We start from the raw sequence: 14,409 nt of genomic DNA on the forward strand, positions 1-14,409 counted from the left end.
ACGCACAGAGTGATGCTAGGAGTTTTCTTGCTCCCCACCTGGGATGGTCTTTTCTCTCTTGTAAAATTAGTTCAATGATTTTCTTTCGAGTTTGGTGTGGATGGTATTTCGGTCTTCGGCTTTTGTCTTTTAACCCATCGATCCCATATAGTTTGTATTGCTTTAAATATTTATACCCCGTCACTCTACTGATATTGAATTCATGACAAAGGTCAGTGAGAGACCACCCACCACGTTTCCAAGCGACAACAAATTTCATTCTTTCTTCAAACACGTTTGTCTCCTTCCAAGCCATGACACACTCCTGGTGTGTACATCGTGTTCTGAATCGAAGAATTAAATTCTTGTTTGTAAAGGATGTTGTGAGATCAATTTGTAAGGGATGAAACTAGTACAGACCCCATCCTGATTGGGGGAAGTCGGGTATACTTTGCTATGGCAAGAGATGGAGTGTTTCTACCCTCTTTTTCCAAAATCCATCCCAAATGGCATAGTCCCTATGTTTCTATATTTTTTCAGGCCTTTGTAGCGATTCTTTTTTTGTTTGTGAAAGAAATCGAAGCACTACTTTATATGATCACTTGTTCCATTCTCATTTTGTCTTGTCTTACAGCGGCGACACCGTTTCGATTTGAAAAGATGGGAATGAAATCCGATTACAAAATCCCTTTGTATCCTTTGCCTATTTTTCTTTATATTTTTGCAAACATTGCCGTTATGACCATTCTCTTTATTGAAAAACCAATCACTGCAGGATGGGGACTGATGATCACTCTCATTGCCCTTCCTGTGTATTACGGATTTCGATTAGATCAAAAGATGGTCAAAGTAAAAAAATAAAATTAGAAATTAAGAAATCTGAAGTTAAGATAATAAGAATCTGAAGATTAAAAACTAAAAAACATTCGTTTTATTCTACTAATAGATTCTAAGATTATATTTTATAATCACAACCTTTATGCGATTGCCATAAAGGTTCTACCAATGATAGGCATTACATCGTCTTTAGCCAAAACCCAAACCACATCCCCGCCTTTTACTTGGGTGTTTCCTGAAGGAATCAAAAACTGTTCCCCCCGAGCAATGAGTAGGATATGAGATTGTTCAGGAAGTTTAATTTCAAACAATGCTTTGTCCACCACACTGGAGTTATAGGGAACAATTAACTCTTGCAAGGTCATACCTGGGAACTCGATGTTATCAAAGTCCGTGGGATGATAAATTTTACGATCAGGATCTTTTTTTAATATTCCTAACCATTGTGCCACTTTGGGAATGAGAGATCCTTGGATGAGTAAGGATACAAGAACTACAAAGAATACAATATGGAAAAGTAAATCTCCCCAAACAAGACCTTGGGCAATCGGGAATGTGGCAAGGATGATGGGGGAGGCACCGCGAAGTCCCACCCAAGAAATGAACAACTTTTCTCTGACAGGTAAGTTCACACGGAATAAGGAAATAAAAACTGCCAATGGTCTTGCAAAGAGGATTAGTAATACCCCAATCAAAAGTCCCGGGACCCAAATATTGGCCATTCGTGTGGGATAAACCAACAACCCGAAACAAAGGAACATTCCAATTTGCAAAATCCAAACATATCCATTGAGAAAACGAAAGATGGATTTTTTATGAATGAATTTGTTTCTTCCAACAATGATGCCTGCAATGTAAACGGCTAAAAATCCATTGCCTTGAAAGACAGTAGTCACTGCATAAATGAAAGGAACGGATGCGGTGATAAAAACTAAATATAGACCGTCATACCCCAGTTTGACGGAGTTCATCAAATAGAGAATGAGAATCCCCAAACTGTACCCCATCATCATCCCTACAAGGACTTGCATTACAAAAAATCGAAAGAACTGGAATCCACTAAAGCTAGCATCGGCACTGAGTAGATTCATAAAGATGGTGGTGAGTAAAACTCCCACTGCATCATTAGATCCAGATTCAAATTCAATGATCTTTTTTAAATGAACTGGTAAGTCCGTAGAGTCTGTCTTAAAAATATTAAAAACAGAAGCTGCATCTGTGGCACTGACAATGGATCCGAGTAAAAAGGATTCCATAAATCCAAGCACAGGAAATAAATAATGAATGACCACACCTAAAATGAGTGCGGTAAGGACCGTTCCAATGATAGAGAGGCGAATCCCTACAGCTAGAAAGTTTTTTAAACTATCCCACTCACTTTCAAGTCCACCTAAAAATAAAATATAAATCAGTGCAAAAATACCTATGGACTGAGCCAAACTATAATCGCTAAAATCAATCCCTCCAGGACCATCAGCACCAGCTAACATACCAAAGGTTAAGAAAATAAGAAGAATAGGAAATCCAAAACGGAAGAATAGTTTACTCGATAAAATGGAAAATAGAATGAGTGTAGAGATGACTAGAGCTTGTAAGGTAAAACTATCGATCATGTTTATTCCTTAGACGATCTCGAACGACTATCGTTTAGAAGAAAGTATCTCTAAAGCCTTTGCTTTTAGGATGGGATGGACAACGAAGTCTTCTGGATTGAGCGGAGTGGATGATTTGTTATGAGATGCATCCATTTGATTTGCAGATTCAGGTTGTTTCCACTTGTCACGACCAAGCCATACAGAAAGTGCATAGACCATTCGTTGGAAAATTTCGTCCACCTTGTCCTGTCTACCTGCTTTTTTATAGTATCCAAAGGCCAACATAGGAAGTTTCCTATCGTACATAAAATGGTCACCCAAACGAATGAGACCATCTTTGTAATCGGTTTTTAGAAAGAGTTCACGAGCTTTCCGAATATCGCCTGCGTTGAAGGCGGTATTTGCTTCGCGAATGAGTTGTGCTCTTTCCTTGGAGTCCATACAAAGAGTATCGAACCAAATTCCGAAATTGACAACTGAAAATTGTCTAAAAGAATGCAATAACCAGGAGAGAAATATATGTTGGAAGTAGGCAAAAAAGCCCCCAATTTTACAAGTAGCAACCAAAATGGCGAAAAAGTAAAACTCGCAGACCTAACAGGAAAAAATGGGATCGTTGTTTATTTTTATCCCAGAGACATGACACCAGGATGCACAACAGAAGCTTGTGACTTCCGAGATAATTTTGCTAGGCTCAAAAAATTTGGATTCAATGTGATTGGTATCTCCAAAGACAATCCCAAATCTCATACTAAGTTCATCGAAAAACAAGAAATCAACTTTGACTTAATCTCGGATGAAACGGGTGAAATTTGTGAAGCCTATGGCGTTTGGAGAGAAAAAGTATTTATGGGAAGGAAGGGAATGGGAATCGTCAGATCCACCTTCCTTTTAGACAGTTCTCTCAAAATCAAAAAAATCTATGACAGCGTGAAGGTAAAAGGACACGTTGAAGAAATCATCAAAGACATTCAGGAAATCCAAGGGAAATGAAAATAGAAATCTCTCCACTACAAATCCAAATCGGTGCCCCAAAATCCGGCTCTTATTACAAACTCATTCCTATCTTCCAAGAGGATGTGAAAGAAGAATTGGGGAAAAAATTCCCGGTCCAAATAGAAACAAAAGTTTTTTCTGGAGAATTAGGAAAAGAATTTCGAGACGAATCCGAACAGAGCATCTATCTTGGATTAGGTGAAAAGGAAAAACTAAATTTCAGAAAGTTCATCTCTCAGTTTTTTAAATACGGCGAAAAAATATTAAGTTATGATGGAATGGGCCTTGAAATCATCATTTCAAAATCTCTTTCTAAAAAATTCTCTGCGGACCGAATCGCATACCAAATTGCCAATACACTTTTTATCGGTAGTTATCCGGTCTCTGTTTTACAAACAAAGAAAAAAGAAAAGAAGAAAGTGGGAGCAGTATATTTAAAATTTGAAGATAAAACGGTAGTTAGTTTAGCAGAATCTGGTTTATCAAAAAGTAAAATTGTCGCAAAACACGTCAATGGTGCTCGCCATATAGCGCACCTTCCTGCAAACTACTTCACTCCTGATGACTTTGTTTCTCGTTCTAAAGAAATTGCAAAAGAGTACAAACTGTCCATTAAGGTTTGGAACGAACCGCAATTGAAAAAAGAAGGTCTTGGTGGGATCCTAGCTGTAGCACGCGGATCGGAACTCCAAGGAAAAATGGTTATTTTGGAATACAAACCAGCCAAAGCCAAAAAGAAATTTGCCATTGTAGGAAAAGGTTTAACTTTTGATACCGGCGGAATTTCACTCAAACCCCCTGGGGAAATGCATGAAATGAAGTATGATATGTGCGGGGCTGCAGCCACCATACACGCGATTGGTGCCATTGCTGCACTTCAACTTCCGATCCATATTGTTGCGGCCATTGGTGTGGCAGAAAATATGCCAGATGGGAAAGCAATCAAACCTGGTGATGTGTATACTGCTTATAATGGAACTACAGTAGAAGTACAAAACACAGATGCCGAAGGAAGGCTTGTACTTGGGGACGTTTTATCCTATGTTTCCAAAAACTACAAACCAGACTACATGGTGGATCTCGCAACTCTCACAGGGGCTGTCATCATTGCCCTTGGTCATGAAGCAGCGGCCGTCCTTACTAATTCAGATCCGTTACGCGAAGCACTCTTTAAGGCTTCTGAAACATCGGATGACAGGGTTTGGGAACTTCCTCTTTGGGAAGAATACGGCGAAGATTTGAAATCAGACATTGCTGATTTGAAAAACATCACTGGTGGGGGGAAAGGGGCAGGAACCATTTCTGCAGGAATTTTTCTTTCCAAGTTTGTGGATGAATCCATCAATTGGGCTCATATTGACATTGCCGGTGCTGCTTGGAGAAAGAAAAAATCGGGAACACAATTCCACGGTCCTACTGGATATGGAGTGCGACTGTTAGTTGACTTAGCAAACGAGTTAGCGAAAAAGTAAAACAAGTTAAAAAAAAAACGGTGGAGGGTTTTCAATCTCCACCGTAATTATCGAATTTTAAGTTTTAATAAAACTATACTGTGCTTTATTTGGAATGTTTACTCAGAGCGATTTGATTCACATTATACATTAAGATCACGGTAATTAAAATCGCTCCTGCCACTACATACCCTAATGTCTCATACCTTTCCATATAACCGCTAGGAGTTTGTACAACAATGAGTCCTGCTACAGAGGCAGCAATACCTCCGGAAATCTGTTGGACAGAAGAACTAATCGCCATAAAGGCACCTCGATCATGTAAGTCGGGAACTGCCGAAGTCAATGCATTGGCAGAAATCATTCGTGCAGCAACAAATACAAAAAGAATGGAATTGATAAAAATAACCATTGGTAAAGGTGTGACTTGCATTTTTGTGTAATAAATGATGATCACTGCAGCAAGGAATGATGCAATGACAAACATCTTGTATTTGCCTATCCAATCACTCAATCTACCCATAAGTGGACCACCTAACATAGATACAACTCCTGTAACCATATAAACTAAAGGTAAATCTTCTAATTTTACCCCAAGATTGTGAACAGAAAACGCTGAACCAAATGGCATCAGCATAAAACCACCGGTTGCCAGTAAGGTCGTTGCAATATACGCCGGAAAATATTTAGGTTCTGTGAGTGTTTTCACAAGATGCATAAAAGCATGTCTTTCTGTTTTGTTATCAAGATGAGTTGTGAGAGGTTTTAAAAAGAAAAAAATCAGAAACCCTACAGTTCCACTGATCCCTGCTATCATTAAAAAAGGAGACTGCCATCCCCATAAATTAGAGATAAAGATACCAATGGGTAGTCCAAAAACTTGACTTGCAGCAAAGGCTGTCATAATAAAACCCATAACCCGGCCTCTTACTTGAAGAGGAAATAAGTCGGCAACAATGGCAAAGGATATAGAGGAAAGAACCCCTGCGAAAACTCCCGTTAAGATTCTTGCCCCAAATAAAAAGATGTAATTAGTTGCGATTCCGCAGAGAAAGGTAGCTACCACAAAACCTATGTAAAAAAATAGTAACATCTTTTTGCGATCAAAACGATCGGCAAAACCTGCGGCAATGATTCCGGAGATCCCAGCACTGAATGCATAAGCCGAAACGACAAACCCAAACTGTTGTGTTGAAATTTGTAATTCTTTCATGACCAAAACTCCTAGCGGAGAAAGTATCATAAAATCTAGGACAACGGTGAATTGTAAAAAAGCCAGTAAACCAACTACAAAAACATGATATGTAGAGAACTTAAAATCCATTCTATTTCCTTATTCTGATCTATTCGCCAATCTTAATGATATTCTGCAAACTAAAGTTCTTTGTCCAAAATTTCTTTGAGCTTTAAATATTGGGAATTTTCAGGGGAAGTGGTCCCGAGTCTTTCCAGAATTTTACGAGCCCGTTCTTTGTTTTTCAAAAGTCTGTAACATTCTACTAAATTGATTAAATTCCTGATATGTTTCGGATCCCTCGCACGTAACCTCTCTCCAATCTCTACAGCCTTACGTACATTTTTTGATTTTCTATATGCATAACTCAATTGTAAAAGAATTTCATTGTCTGTTACAAAATAGGGGAAAATGGATTCTAAAGATTCTACAGCGGAATCAAATCGTTTCAATAAAAGTGAAATGCGAGACTTTTCTCGAAGTAAATTGATTCGAACATCATCTTCCAGATTTTCATTGGTTAACATTCGTTCTATGGTTTTATAGGTTTCTTCAGCATTCCCTGATTCCAAGACCGATTGGAGTTCGGAATATAAAAAATGATCTGTTCCGACAGAATTAAGTGAAGAAGAACTCATTCTTTTGGCTGAACCCATCCATTCCAAACGTAACAAAGTTAGGTCATCAGAAAAACTTCCTATAGACTGCAGGTTCATTACAATTTGTTCCAATTCTCCTTTCGACTCGCCAACCACTTGTAAAAATTTGGTTTCATCTTCATTCATCACACGTGATCCATCAGATCCCGTTTCTAAAATCAAATCATCACGACCATCCGAACCAATAAAAAGAACATCCCCCTGTTCCAAAACAAAGACTCGAATGCGAACTTGTCCCGCCATCCCTTTGGTTCCAATCTTTCGAAGTTCCAACTCATCTTCAATAAAAGAAGCAACACCATCCCTATACAAAACAGTCCAAGGATGTTCAGCATTGAGATAATACAAAACTCCCGTTTCTTCTTCCACAAGTCCCAGGACAACGGAAACGAGCATGGATCCATCAAAGGATTCAAATATAGTTTGGAGTTCGTAAAAACATTCTTTCATCCATCGTTCTGGAGACTTAGATTGACTTTCCAATAAAAGCTGTGTGCGTTTAATAAAGGATAAAAAAACAACACCTAACACAAGGGCACCACCGGCACCTTGGATGGATTTCCCCATCGCATCTCCGTTAATAAATACGAAGTACTTTTTACCATTCAAAACAATGTCATCACAGATGATTAGGTCTCCGCCAATTTCTTTAATTTTTCCTTTGAACTCGAATTCCTTCTTTTGTTTAGTATAAGATTGGATCCCAATCATTTTGGAATGGGATTTTTTTGAATCGTTTAGTGGATCAAGGAGTAACGAAGTTAAAAAATAATCTCCATCTTGTTGGATTTTTAATTCCTGAACCCTAGTGAGAGTTTCTTGCAATTCATTTGTTCTTTGAACTACCTTTCTTTCTAAGTTGGCATTCAATTCTTCTACTTGTTTATGCACCCGCAAAAACCGATTTGCCAACACAACGGCAATCCCGAGCACAAAAAACAAAAAGCCAAACCTAGATAAATTTAAATTTTGGATGGGGATCATGCCCGAAGCACCCAAAATATCCCAAATGGCCGTAAACATCAAAAAGAATATTCCAATTAACAAACGCTTGGCGTCTTTATTGTTTTTCATCACTGCACGTACAGTGATATAAAACAAAACTACACTAAATGCCAAAACAGATCCTTGCCAAACCCGCAAAAGAATCACGGAACTTGCCCGATTCACAAAAAATTGTAAAACCGCCAAAAATAGGCTAAATCCAAAATACCCTTTTGTAATGGGACTGATTCGTTTACGAAAAAAAGAATCAACGAATAACAAAAGCCAGGTGGGTGTCAAAAACACGATAAAGTATTCTATTTTTGTTGTGGTAAAAGGGTCCACCTCCCACCTGTAAATGGCTTGGGATCTAAAATACATATAAGCGGATAAAAATACAGCGAAGAGTGCAAAGTAAAGATTGTATGTTTCATTTCGTCGTTTCCAATAAAACAAACCATGGTAAATTCCAACAAAAAAGTATAAAAATAACAACATAAAGGTTGCATATTCATCCTCAACTTTTTCTAGTACCGTATAACGATCTATAGATGTAACGTAATCATTAAATACTTTATAAAAATTTAATTCTTCTCCTGGTTCTGACGCAAGAAGAACTCGAATTTCATTTTTTCCAACTCGTAATAAATTCCGAGACAGTTTGATGAGGATATTTCTTTTGTACCCACTTTCAGTGATATGATCTTTTTCTAAAATCCCACTTTTCGAAACCAACTCTCCATTTATGTACACTTTGTACACATTGGAAAGATAGGGAATGTGTAAGGCAAAAGAATCCGATTCCGTTTCCTTAAAATCGATTTCTGATAAAAGAAATGGTTTTACCATTGTGATTTGTTGCAATTTCCCATCGGGAAATTCCAACTGTGATTTGATAGATACAAGAGGAAGAGATTCTAAAGGAATCCAACCAGTGCCTGTAGGAACTTCCGATTCCCACCAACCTTTTTTGACATTCCAGTTTTTTGTAAGATCCACTGGCAATGCCCAAAGAGAGATGGGAAAATAAAGAAAGAGAAGAAAGGCAATTCTGAAAAATTTCATAATGTAAAAGTTTGAAAATCTAAGAATACGCCATAGGTTTCTTCAAAAAGATCTTTTTTTTCTGCCACAGACCAAATTTCTAAATTAGGATCTTCTCCTTTTTTATGATACAATCTACAGACAACTTTTCCTTTTTCAACTACTGCATCCAATCTTTCGATGATAGATTTTTCCGATCGGTCAAGTCCATCGCCAATGCGCAGAAAGGAAGCTAATTTCTTTACTAGGAGTTGGTCTTCTACTCGTAAGGCTTTGAACTCTTCATGTTTTCCTTTAGGGCCACCCTTCCTATGATAACGGGCAAGGAGAGCAATGATTTCTATTTCTGCATTGGAAAAGCCGACCATGGCTTCTGAGTTTTTGATGATATAATAACTATGTTTATGGTAGTTGTGGTGAGAGATACATAAGCCTACTTGGTGCAAATAACAAGCTGTCTCCAAATAATCGCGTTCCAAATTTCCTAATTTGTGTAAATCTTTCAAATCATCAAACATCTGCAAGGTGATCTTTGCCACAGCTTCTGCATGTTTTTTTCCGGCTGGATATAGATTAGCAACAGTTTTGATGGCTTTTTCTCGAATATTATCCAAGGGAGGAAGGGAGGAATCCGTATGTCTGTACCAAGATTCAATCGTATCATAGACAATACCCTCTCGAAGCGCAAAATCACTTACTGTAATGGAAGGGGCTTTGATCCTTTGTAAAACCTCATCCAATACTAAAACTCCACCCACAATGATATCTCCCCTTTTGGCATCAAGGCCAGGGATTTTTAATCTTTTCTTAAGACTATCAGCATCTAACACTTGTTTGCGGGCTTCTTTAAACTGATCGATCGTAATTTCTGTTCCGTTCAATCTGTCCCGTTTTTCCATCTTTTTTTCTAGGACAATCGAGGCAACGGAGGATATAGTTCCAGAACTTCCCACAACCATAAACGGTTTCCAAGTTTCAATTTGTGGTAAAAAAGCAGATAACACTGATTCAATATGAATCCGACATTTTTGCATATCGGTGGCATTCAATGGATCCTTCTTTAGATACTTTTCTGTTAACCGAATGGCCCCGAGTTTTAAACTAGTGGAAAAAAGAATCTCTCCCTTTTCTCCAATAAGGAGTTCTGTACTCCCTCCCCCGATGTCGATGAGAAGGATTCGTTTGTCAAAGACAGGTAGGCCTTGCAAAATCCCTAAATAAATGAGGCGTGCTTCCTCATTTCCGGAGATGACTTGGATTTGGATTCCCGTCTCCTTCTCTGCTCGGTCGAGAAATACTTGGCGGTTCTCAGCTTCTCTGAGGGCACTTGTGGCAACGGCTCGGATTTCGGCCTTATAAGAGTCAGCAAGGGACTGAAACCGCTTGAGACAAGCGATCCCTCTCTCTATAGCATCTTCCTGAATGACCGCATAATCACTGCTACCACTACCTAGTCTTACCGATTCCTTTTCTTTGGTCAGATATTCAAGTGTACCATCCGGTCTTAGTTTTACGACGACGATATGGAAAGAATTTGTGCCTAAATCAATGGCAGCGAGTATCTTTTCCGTGCGAAATGCAGGATTGGGTTTTCTTAAAATTTGTGAGAAAGGAAGCATTTTGTATCTAACTAGCGTACCGAAAATTTTTACGGTTGAAAGCAAAAACCAGCCGAAAATTATGGGGAACGGGTAGAATTATATTATTTTGGTGTTAACCCACCTGAAATTCCCCCTTTCGTACTTCTTTCACCAGGATCTGATATGATATTTGATAACCTCTATGGACTTTTCTCGAACGATATGGGAATCGATTTGGGAACCGCGAACACCCTCGTGCATGTGAAAGGACAAGGGATCGTCCTATCAGAACCGTCGGTCGTGGCAGTCCAGGCCTCTACTGGCCGAGTCCTTGCCGTTGGCCAAGAAGCCAAACGAATGCTAGGAAGAACTCCTGGGGACATCGTAGCCATCCGCCCCATGAAAGACGGAGTCATCGCCGACTTCGAAACTGTAGAAAAGATGATTCGTTACTTCATCGCTAAAGTTCACAACCGCACTACTTTTGTAAAACCACGCATCGTTATCGGAGTTCCTTCCGGAATTACCGAAGTAGAAAGACGTGCCGTCCGGGAGTCCGCTGAACAAGCGGGTGCTCGCGAAATCTTCCTCATCGAAGAAGCTCTTGCCGCAGCCATTGGCGCGAACATCCCCATCCATGAACCAGCAGGGAACATGATCGTTGATATCGGTGGGGGAACCACAGAAATCGCGGTGATCTCTCTTGGAGGTATGGTGATCGCCGAGTCCATCCGCACAGGTGGGGACGAATTTGATGAAGCCATCGTAAAATACCTTCGTAACCAATACAACCTAGTCGTCGGAGAAAGAACTGCCGAGGACATCAAACTTACCATCGGAAATGCCTTTGCTGACAAACGTGTCGACACCATGGAAGTGAAAGGCCGTGATGCCATCTCTGGTCTTCCGCGCACCCTGGAACTTGACTCGAACGAAATCCGTAAAGCTCTCAAAGAACCAACAGACGAAATCCTAGACGGAATCAAATCCGTACTCGAGCGCACTCCTCCAGAACTGGCAGCTGACATCGTGGAACGAGGAATCGTTCTCACAGGTGGTGGTTGCCTCCTTCGTGGTCTCGAACACTACCTCACCAAAGAAACCGGAGTTCCGGTATTCCGTGCCGAAAACCCACTGACTTGTGTGGTACTCGGAACGGGACGTTACTTGGATGAATTGAAATACATCAAACCAGGAATCCGATAAACATCGGTTACATGGTTAGGTGAAAAAAGGGGAACTTTGGTTCCCCTTTTTTTTTAAACTGCGGCAACTGAGTTGGATACGATTCCAAATACTTTACAAAATTCTGCGTTACCATCGATCGTAACATCAGTCAACTTCTGATTCATCACCCTGATTTCGGAAAGATCAACATTTTTGATCGTCACTCGTTTCCAATCACATTCTCCAAAAAGGGCTTTGTTTAGTTTTACATTTTCAAACTTTACTTGTTCGAATCCTACTTTTCTCCATCCTTCACTTGCGGTAAAAAGCACATCACTCAGTCTACAATTTTCAAAGGATGTATGATCCAACCGCATAAACCGAGCAACAAGTTGATCTGTTGTAGTGTTCATAAATCGAATGTGTTGGAGCCTTGATGCTTGAAGTTCCATCCCTTTAAGTGTAGAAGTAGATACTTCTAAATGACTCAACTGCGCACCCTCAAAAGAACATGCTGATAGATCTGACCGATCACGTATCATTAGGTCTTTTACCGAAGCAGCGGTAAAATGAGAGTTAGTAACGTTTGATGAAGTGATTTCGACTTTTTTTAGGTGGGAGCTATGAACTTCCACTGTATCAAAGTGTCCATCATCGATTTGCCAATGTTCTAGGTTACTCGCAGAGAGTTCACAATTTTGAATTGACCCACGTGTGACTTTGAATGCCTGAAGATTACTTTTACTGATTGTATTTCTCATAAAATCAGAGTCGTCTAGAATCATCTGATCCATAGACGACATACGGATCGTATTATTTTTGAACTGAAAACGATCTCCTTTTGGAATCTGCACACGAGACATGGACATATTATTATCTTTTAAATCGCTCGCGTAGAGCCCTTCTACATCGTTTGAAAACTTAATAAATTGTTCGCCAATAGAACGAAAACTCCATGGTTTCGCTCTATGTTCGTCGGTCTCTTGATTCACTTGGGATAGTTCCGAGATAAGGTCTGCACCTTGTGCTTCAGAGATTTTATTTTCTTTCACCATCTGTAATACTTTTTGAATTTCTTCTTTCATCCGATTCACCTTAATGTTTATTTTTTGGAAGTTTGCGTATTGTCCGCATCGCCTCATCGAAATCAATTTTGCCTTTCGCAAGTTGATCGAGAACCTCATCAGCTCCACCGGTCTTTTTGCTTTTTTGGATTTCTCGATCCGTGGATTTGGTTGTAAGGTCGTCCCCAACAAGTTTGTTTTTTAACAAAGTCAACCGAGCTCGAATCGTCGGATAACTGAGTCCTAGCGAAGATTGCATATCACGGACTCTTCCTTCACTGAGCACAAAAATACGCAGAAAGTGAAGATCATCCGCAGAGAGGGTCGCAAACTCGTTGAGTTGGAATGGTCCTTCGACTCGAATCCCACATCCATCGCAGCCGAGAACCATGGGCCGGAGAGGTTCTTGGCAGGATGGGCAACTCAGACTAGAATCGATTTTTTTTGGATCACCTAAAGGCATAATGAACTCCTACCAACCTTTATGAATGATATATTTAATATTTCAAATCATTTTTTAATATTTTAAACTAAATTTTAACCAGTGCAAATCCATAAATCACCCCGGAATCGTTTCCCTACCAGAGCTTGCGCTGATGAAGTTGGTTTAAAAAGCGATCCGGAAATTCGCGCTGACTTTGTAGGTTCTATTGAATGGGGTTGGGGTAAAACAAGTGGACCTTATAACCCAAATCAAAACTAAAAAGTTTAACTTGGTGAGGAAATAAAACTAATAACTGTTATACGAAAAATATATTATTTAGTGCGCTTCCATTTCTCAAGGTGTAAAGTGAGGAATGTTTGGAAGATGACGATGTTTCCAGATCACTCCATCCACAATGTAATGATGAAAGGTGAATGACATGGCCAAAACAACGGCCATTGGAACCAGTTGGTTTTGGAAGAATCCATCTAAGGTAAATCCTATTTCGGGAAGTAGGTAATACATTGGTAAGGCAAGTGCGATTGTGAAAATAAAATACAGAATGGTATTTCTGAGTCCCCTTTGCGAAAGCCAAGACAAAACTTTTGCCTTCGTATCAATTCCAAAAACAAATCGTTTCTGGTTATAAAACCAAACATAGGCAATGTATTGAACATTATGCCAAACGTTGACAAGTAACCAACCGGAACACAATTCCTCTATCCAAATATAACCCAGATAAAAAACAATAAAATGGGAAATCATAAACAAACTATGACCGAAGGCCAGTTCTTTTCGACGAAACGCAGTGAATCGAGTGTAGGCCCAATACAACCAGAGTGTGATCGTGGCAATACCTACTAAATGAACAAAAAACTTCGGCACCGGAGGAAGCCAAAATTCTTGGAACAAAAATTCATTCGGTCTCTCCGCACAGCGATGCAAAAATCCCCAGATAGGAATCGACCACAACGTCCATTCGGACAATCGTTCTGAATCCCAACTCATACCACCCGCCTGACGACGGTAAGCTTGTGTGATACCCCAACTCTGTCGAACGGTATGGAAAAACTGTCCGATAAAATAAGTAAGATAAATTCCTTTGAGCCCCCAAGTTTTACCGATAGAAAAAAGAACGAAAAATACAATTGGTGGTACAACCCAGATCAATGCTGCGTAACGTTTGCGATCATCAGTGTGAAACAAAAGCCTAGTGTAAGTTGACCATAAATGCTCATACCCAAAAAGCCAACTATGAACGGTTAACATGGGTATAAAAAGTAAAGGCCAGATTACGGTAAGACCCGACATCGTACAAGCAAGTAAGGTGATTCCGAAGATAAAACCAATATCGAAGCGGGAAACTTTAGACAAAACTAAATTCATAGATCAGTT

The 14,409-nt window shown here is 39.5% G+C and carries 13 protein-coding genes; 4 read left to right on the forward strand and 9 right to left on the reverse strand.

The genetic code is table 11. The annotated features are described in order from the left end of the window. Positions 1–295 (reverse strand): helix-turn-helix domain-containing protein (locus LEP1GSC203_RS01910; RefSeq protein ID WP_002972177.1); only part of this gene is annotated, 295 nt, incomplete at its 3' end. Positions 296–408: 113 nt separating this feature from the next. Here LEP1GSC203_RS01910 and LEP1GSC203_RS01915 point away from each other — a divergent pair. After that, positions 409–840, forward strand: coding sequence for an APC family permease (locus LEP1GSC203_RS01915; protein WP_269570771.1), 432 nt, complete (start codon positions 409–411; stop codon positions 838–840). Between the two features lie 116 nt (positions 841–956). On the opposite strand, the gene LEP1GSC203_RS01920 is transcribed toward LEP1GSC203_RS01915, so the two are convergent. Together LEP1GSC203_RS01920 and LEP1GSC203_RS01925 are read right to left on the reverse strand one after the other, a co-directional pair. Continuing rightward, positions 957–2,429 (reverse strand): potassium/proton antiporter, encoded by a 1,473-nt coding sequence (locus LEP1GSC203_RS01920; protein WP_002972384.1) that lies wholly within the window; start codon positions 2,427–2,429, stop codon positions 957–959. A gap of 27 nt (positions 2,430–2,456) precedes the next feature. Further along, positions 2,457–2,852, reverse strand: coding sequence for a hypothetical protein (locus LEP1GSC203_RS01925; protein WP_002972692.1), 396 nt, complete (start codon positions 2,850–2,852; stop codon positions 2,457–2,459). Positions 2,853–2,930: 78 nt separating this feature from the next. Between LEP1GSC203_RS01925 and bcp the strand changes: the two genes are divergently transcribed. Further along, positions 2,931–3,404: a thioredoxin-dependent thiol peroxidase gene (gene bcp / locus LEP1GSC203_RS01930; protein ID WP_002972544.1), complete on the forward strand. Its 474-nt coding sequence runs from the start codon at positions 2,931–2,933 to the stop codon at positions 3,402–3,404. After that, positions 3,401–4,879: a leucyl aminopeptidase gene (locus LEP1GSC203_RS01935; protein WP_002972283.1), complete on the forward strand. Its 1,479-nt coding sequence runs from the start codon at positions 3,401–3,403 to the stop codon at positions 4,877–4,879. Before bcp ends, LEP1GSC203_RS01935 begins: the two co-directional genes overlap by 4 nt. Positions 4,880–4,964: 85 nt before the next feature. Here LEP1GSC203_RS01935 and LEP1GSC203_RS01940 read toward each other — a convergent pair whose 3' ends face one another. Genes LEP1GSC203_RS01940 through LEP1GSC203_RS01950 form a run of 3 tightly spaced genes read right to left on the reverse strand, consistent with a single transcriptional unit; the run spans position 4,965 to position 10,398 of the window. Beyond that, on the reverse strand, positions 4,965–6,182 hold the full coding sequence (locus tag LEP1GSC203_RS01940; protein ID WP_002972605.1) for an MFS transporter: 1,218 nt from the start codon (positions 6,180–6,182) through the stop codon (positions 4,965–4,967). A gap of 50 nt (positions 6,183–6,232) precedes the next feature. After that, a complete protein-coding gene (locus LEP1GSC203_RS01945) occupies positions 6,233–8,800 on the reverse strand; it encodes a SpoIIE family protein phosphatase (RefSeq protein ID WP_002972441.1) in 2,568 nt (855 codons plus the stop codon). Further along, positions 8,797–10,398, reverse strand: a complete 1,602-nt coding sequence (locus LEP1GSC203_RS01950; protein ID WP_002972931.1) for a Ppx/GppA phosphatase family protein — start codon at positions 10,396–10,398, stop codon at positions 8,797–8,799. The genes LEP1GSC203_RS01945 and LEP1GSC203_RS01950 overlap by 4 nt, the downstream gene beginning before the upstream one ends. 144 nt (positions 10,399–10,542) lie before the next feature. Between LEP1GSC203_RS01950 and LEP1GSC203_RS01955 the strand changes: the two genes are divergently transcribed. After that, on the forward strand, positions 10,543–11,565 hold the full coding sequence (locus LEP1GSC203_RS01955; protein WP_002972591.1) for a rod shape-determining protein: 1,023 nt from the start codon (positions 10,543–10,545) through the stop codon (positions 11,563–11,565). 53 nt (positions 11,566–11,618) lie between these two features. On the opposite strand, the gene LEP1GSC203_RS01960 is transcribed toward LEP1GSC203_RS01955, so the two are convergent. The 3 genes from LEP1GSC203_RS01960 to LEP1GSC203_RS01970 all read right to left on the reverse strand — a co-directional run bounded on the left by LEP1GSC203_RS01960 (position 11,619) and on the right by LEP1GSC203_RS01970 (position 14,400). After that, the gene (locus LEP1GSC203_RS01960) at positions 11,619–12,611 is read right to left on the reverse strand and encodes a pentapeptide repeat-containing protein (protein ID WP_002972363.1); all 993 of its coding nucleotides are present in this window, start codon (positions 12,609–12,611) and stop codon (positions 11,619–11,621) included. A gap of 10 nt (positions 12,612–12,621) precedes the next feature. Further along, positions 12,622–13,053, reverse strand: coding sequence for a DUF2089 family protein (locus tag LEP1GSC203_RS01965; RefSeq protein ID WP_002972766.1), 432 nt, complete (start codon positions 13,051–13,053; stop codon positions 12,622–12,624). A gap of 315 nt (positions 13,054–13,368) precedes the next feature. After that, positions 13,369–14,400, reverse strand: a complete 1,032-nt coding sequence (locus LEP1GSC203_RS01970) for a hypothetical protein (protein WP_002972812.1) — start codon at positions 14,398–14,400, stop codon at positions 13,369–13,371. Between the last annotated feature and the right edge of the window lie 9 nt (positions 14,401–14,409).

This window comes from Leptospira terpstrae serovar Hualin str. LT 11-33 = ATCC 700639, assembly GCF_000332495.1.
Classification (GTDB): domain Bacteria; phylum Spirochaetota; class Leptospiria; order Leptospirales; family Leptospiraceae; genus Leptospira_A; species Leptospira_A terpstrae.

What these genes read in the sequence shown, in the direction of transcription:
- LEP1GSC203_RS01920 (WP_002972384.1), bottom strand. Translation starts at nt 2,429, where the DNA reads ATGATCGATAGTTTTACCTTACAAGCTCTAGTCATCTCTACACTCATT.
- LEP1GSC203_RS01945 (WP_002972441.1), bottom strand. Translation starts at nt 8,800, where the DNA reads ATGAAATTTTTCAGAATTGCCTTTCTTCTCTTTCTTTATTTTCCCATC.
- LEP1GSC203_RS01970 (WP_002972812.1), bottom strand. Translation starts at nt 14,400, where the DNA reads ATGAATTTAGTTTTGTCTAAAGTTTCCCGCTTCGATATTGGTTTTATC.
- LEP1GSC203_RS01950 (WP_002972931.1), bottom strand. Translation starts at nt 10,398, where the DNA reads ATGCTTCCTTTCTCACAAATTTTAAGAAAACCCAATCCTGCATTTCGC.
- LEP1GSC203_RS01940 (WP_002972605.1), bottom strand. Translation starts at nt 6,182, where the DNA reads ATGGATTTTAAGTTCTCTACATATCATGTTTTTGTAGTTGGTTTACTG.
- LEP1GSC203_RS01935 (WP_002972283.1), top strand. Translation starts at nt 3,401, where the DNA reads ATGAAAATAGAAATCTCTCCACTACAAATCCAAATCGGTGCCCCAAAA.
- bcp (WP_002972544.1), top strand. Translation starts at nt 2,931, where the DNA reads ATGTTGGAAGTAGGCAAAAAAGCCCCCAATTTTACAAGTAGCAACCAA.
- LEP1GSC203_RS01955 (WP_002972591.1), top strand. Translation starts at nt 10,543, where the DNA reads ATGATATTTGATAACCTCTATGGACTTTTCTCGAACGATATGGGAATC.
- LEP1GSC203_RS01960 (WP_002972363.1), bottom strand. Translation starts at nt 12,611, where the DNA reads ATGAAAGAAGAAATTCAAAAAGTATTACAGATGGTGAAAGAAAATAAA.
- LEP1GSC203_RS01965 (WP_002972766.1), bottom strand. Translation starts at nt 13,053, where the DNA reads ATGCCTTTAGGTGATCCAAAAAAAATCGATTCTAGTCTGAGTTGCCCA.
- LEP1GSC203_RS01925 (WP_002972692.1), bottom strand. Translation starts at nt 2,852, where the DNA reads ATGGACTCCAAGGAAAGAGCACAACTCATTCGCGAAGCAAATACCGCC.